The organism is Mesorhizobium sp. M7D.F.Ca.US.004.01.2.1 (assembly GCF_003997785.1).
Classification (GTDB): domain Bacteria; phylum Pseudomonadota; class Alphaproteobacteria; order Rhizobiales; family Rhizobiaceae; genus Mesorhizobium; species Mesorhizobium loti.
Map to the genome: position 1 here is coordinate 1 of NZ_RZRQ01000452.1, position 3,707 is coordinate 3,707.

Below are 3,707 nucleotides of genomic sequence, written 5' to 3' on the forward strand. Positions count from 1 at the left end.
CTCCTCGTCATTGACGGTTTCGTAGATCGGCACACGCTCGACGTCGATGTCGACGCGGGAGAGTTCCGCGAAATAGCCACGCAGGCGGTCGCGCGTCCCGGAATAGAGGGCCTTCTCCATCTGCTCCCTTGTGGTGGGGCCGAAGCCGGAGTCCGCGACGGGCAGGGCAAGCACGGCAAAGCGACGATGCCCAAGCTCGATCAGATGTCGGGCCGCCAGGCCTGCCCCGGCGATGTTGTCGACACCGATGGCGGCGACCGCCTCGTCGTCGTCTGAATCGAGATCGAGCGCCACGAAGGGGAGTTTGCGGTCGCGCGCCAGTTCGACCAGCTTTGAACCGCCGTCGACACAGAAGACGATGAAGCCATCGACAAGCGCGCTCTGGATGTTCCAGGCGAGCTGCTCACTGTTGGCGGCGGAGACCAGCGAAATCCCCGCACCAGTCGCGTCGCAAGCTTGCGAGATGCTGGCCATCATCACCCTGGCGAAAGGGTCGTCGAAGAAGTAGGACAACGGTTCCGCGGTCGCGACACCGATGGCATTGACCTTGCCGGCCCGCAGAAGCCGGCCTTTTGGGTCCGGTCCGCCATATCCCATCGCCTCGGCTGCCGCTTTGACCCGTTCGCGGACCTCCTCGCGCACGATCTCCGGACGGGCGAACACGTTGGACGCGGTGCCATGCGAGACGCCGGCTGCTTTGGCAATGTCTGCCAGCCGGATCGGCCTGGTCTTTGCAGAGGTCAATGGCGCCATCTTGGTCTCCTCAATTCATCCCATCTAGCACTTTCGTTGGATCGGTTCAAATTTTGACTTGATCAAGGGAACGGCGCAGTGTATATTTGAATCGATCCAATCCATAACTGTCCTTTTTATTGGATCGATTCAACTCTTGGAAAGAGAGATGTATCATGCACCCCGTCAATTTTTTGTTCGAAGACATTTATCGCAACGACTGGAGCATCTCGTCGAAAACCACGACGCAGAAGCGCCGTGGCAAAGCCAGTCCATGGGTCCGCGAGCTGCGGTTCCTTGTGGAGCGCAAGCGGAGCTGATCGGGTTCGGTTTTTCGCACCCATCGATTGGATCGATTCAAGCACCGAAAGGAGTGCACGTCATGCATCCCGTGAGCTATCTGTTCGAAGACATCTATCGCAACTACTGGGGCATCGCGCCGGCTTCCGAACGGCCGGAGCGGCGTCGGTTGGCAAAGCTGCGGCGGCGCAATCGCGAATTGCTCATCCAGCCCGAGCACCGGCAGGACTAACGGCACTGCAAACGACGTTTGACAGGCGGAAGGTCTGTTATCGGGCAGGCCGCCCAAAGGCGTCAGGAACGTGGCCGCCCCAGCGCCGAGGCCGCGATCACCAGCCAGCCGGCGATGAGCAAGGTGCCGCCGATCGGCGCCGACAGCGGGAATAACCGTGAACCGATAAAATCGCGGGCCAGCAGATCGCCGCAGAACAACAGAAGCCCAACCAGCAGGATCAGGCTGCCGATGTGCAGGATCCGGTTCGCGCCAAGCAATCCGGCGGCGAGGAAGACCGGCGCATGCATCAGCAGGAAGGATGCGGCGGTGCCGACGAAGGCGCCGCCCAGATGCGCTGCCGCGGCCGACAGCGCCACGCCGGCGGCGCCACAGAGGCCCCCGGCCAGGACGAGGATACGGCCGATATTGCCGGAAGGTTGCTCGGCCGTGCTCATGTCCGTGGCTCCGTGATATCAGAGGGATAAGCCCAACCCCGTCAGGGCTTGCCGGCGTTGGCGAGCATGTCCTGCGCGCGGCGTGACTGCGCCAGCCAGTTATACACCGCGCCGCCGGCCATCAAGACGGATGTGCCCAGAAACACCGAGCGCATGCCGAAATGGCCACCGGCAAAGCCGCCCAGCAAGGGGCCGGCGACCTGCCCGACATATTGGGCGGAGATCGACAGCCCGAGCACGTTGCCGCCGACGCCATCGGAAACATTGTGGCGGATGACGCTGGTGATGCAGGGCAGGAGGCCGCCCAGCGCCAGGCCCATTAGGAAGCGCAGGCCGATGAGTTGCCAGCTCTGCGTGACGAAGGCCTGCGGGATCAGCAGCAGCGCCGAGACGGCGAGCGCGCCGATGATGACGTTCCAGTGGCCGACGCGGTCGGCGAGCTTGCCGAGACGCGAAGCCGACAGGATGGCGCCAAGGGCCGCCGCCGACATGACGACGCCTGATATCAGCGTGACGCAGCTCTGGTCTTCGATGAGCTGCTGCACATAGACGGTGATGATCGGCTCGATCGACATGGTGGCGAAACTCAACAGCATGCCGGTCGCCAGCATGGCGACAACAGGCCGTTTGTCGGGGATTTGCGCCCAGCCGCCTTTCGGCTTCTGCTTCGACGCGGCGTCTGCTGCTTTCGGCCGGGGATTCTCCTTGATGAGAAACGTCGTCGCCAGGAACGCCAGGAAGATGACGCCGCCTGACAACAGGAAGGTGGCGCGGATGCCGATCAGCGGCGGCAAGATACCGCCAACCAGTGGGCCGACCAATGCCCCAGCCGTGATGCCGGCAGACAGCAGGCCGAGCGCCCAGCCGGAACGCTCCTTCGGCGTTTGCATGGCGACGAGGATGGTCGATCCCGACGAATAGCCGCCGGCAAAACCGATCAGCAGCCGCAGCAGCACCAGCTGCCAGACTGTCTGCACCATGCCGGTCAGCGACATGCATATCGCCATGCCGAAGCTGGCGCGAACCAGCATCACCTTGCGGCCGTAGCGGTCGCCGAGACGTCCCCACAGCGGCGCCACCAGCGCCGCCGCGAAGAAGGTCGCGCCATAGGCGATCCCAGACCATTGCACGATCGCCGCGTGGCCCTCGGCGCCGAGCTGCTCGATATAGAGTGGCAGGAACGGCAAAAGCAGCGTCATGGCGACAAGCGTCGAGAACGAACCGGCAAAACACACGAACAGATTGCGCCGCCAATGGATGTTGTAGGTGCTGTCGGTCGCCGGGGGCGTATTCTGCGGCATGTCATATGTCCTGTCCGCGCAATCTATCGATGCTTGCCGCGGATACCAGTTTGGGATACCAAGATGGTATCCGTCATGGACGCAAGCTTGGCCGCTGTCAATGCAACCCTGTCAACCGTGAGCGGGAACCGCGGTTGGCGAGCTGATCGCCGGCAAACGGCCCGAGCCAGCAACGGCCAGAAAATGGAAACGACAATGTCGCAGATGCAGAGCGTCGAAAAGCAGCTTCGGCAGATGATCCTGGGCCTCGAGATCGGTCCCGGCGAGAAGCTGACGGAGCGCTGGATCGAAAGCCGCTTCGGCGCCTCGCGAACCCCGGTCAGGGCAGCACTTCTGCGGCTTGAGACCGAGGGCTTGGTCGGCAGGGACGGGCGTGGCTGGACGGTGTCGCCCATCAATCTGGCCGAACTCGAGCAGATCGCCGTCTACAGGGAGGCGGTCGAGGTTGCGGCACTTCGCCTGACATGCGCCTTGGCGGACCGGAGCGCCGTCGATGTCATCGAGGCGATGCTCGAGTCCTGCGACAACGACACGCCGCGCGAGGAATGGCATCGTGTCGGCATGGATTTTCACATCGAACTGGCGCGTCTGTCGGGCAACGAATTTCTGTTCCGGGCGGTTCGCGATGCCATGACGCGCCTGTCGCGGGCGCGCTGGCTGGAGGTGCGCGACGAAGCGGCCCTTGTTCGCGCCTGGGCCGAACAT

Annotated in this window: 5 protein-coding genes; 2 read left to right on the top strand and 3 right to left on the bottom strand. The window is 63.3% G+C overall.

The window, feature by feature from the left end; all coding sequences use genetic code 11:
- The coding region (locus EN993_RS32755; protein ID WP_164757959.1) for a LacI family DNA-binding transcriptional regulator at positions 1-753 on the bottom strand (753 nt) is incomplete at its 3' end.
- 361 nt (positions 754-1,114) lie between these two features.
- Between EN993_RS32755 and EN993_RS32765 the strand changes: the two genes are divergently transcribed.
- Positions 1,115-1,264 (top strand): hypothetical protein, encoded by a 150-nt coding sequence (locus EN993_RS32765; protein ID WP_127265915.1) that lies wholly within the window; start codon positions 1,115-1,117, stop codon positions 1,262-1,264.
- Between the two features lie 62 nt (positions 1,265-1,326).
- On the opposite strand, the gene EN993_RS32770 is transcribed toward EN993_RS32765, so the two are convergent.
- A complete protein-coding gene (locus EN993_RS32770; protein WP_127265917.1) occupies positions 1,327-1,701 on the bottom strand; it encodes a DUF423 domain-containing protein in 375 nt (124 codons plus the stop codon).
- A gap of 41 nt (positions 1,702-1,742) precedes the next feature.
- Positions 1,743-3,002 carry a multidrug efflux MFS transporter gene (locus EN993_RS32775; protein ID WP_127265919.1) on the bottom strand — a complete coding sequence of 420 codons (1,260 nt, stop codon included), beginning with the start codon at positions 3,000-3,002 and terminating at the stop codon, positions 1,743-1,745.
- A gap of 195 nt (positions 3,003-3,197) precedes the next feature.
- On the opposite strand from EN993_RS32775, the gene EN993_RS32780 reads away from it, so the two are divergent.
- The coding region (locus EN993_RS32780; RefSeq protein ID WP_164757960.1) for a GntR family transcriptional regulator at positions 3,198-3,707 on the top strand (510 nt) is incomplete at its 3' end.

Coding starts and splice junctions, on each gene's coding strand:
- EN993_RS32765 (WP_127265915.1), top strand. CDS start 1,115: ATGCATCCCGTGAGCTATCTGTTCGAAGACATCTATCGCAACTACTGG.
- EN993_RS32770 (WP_127265917.1), bottom strand. CDS start 1,701: ATGAGCACGGCCGAGCAACCTTCCGGCAATATCGGCCGTATCCTCGTC.
- EN993_RS32775 (WP_127265919.1), bottom strand. CDS start 3,002: ATGCCGCAGAATACGCCCCCGGCGACCGACAGCACCTACAACATCCAT.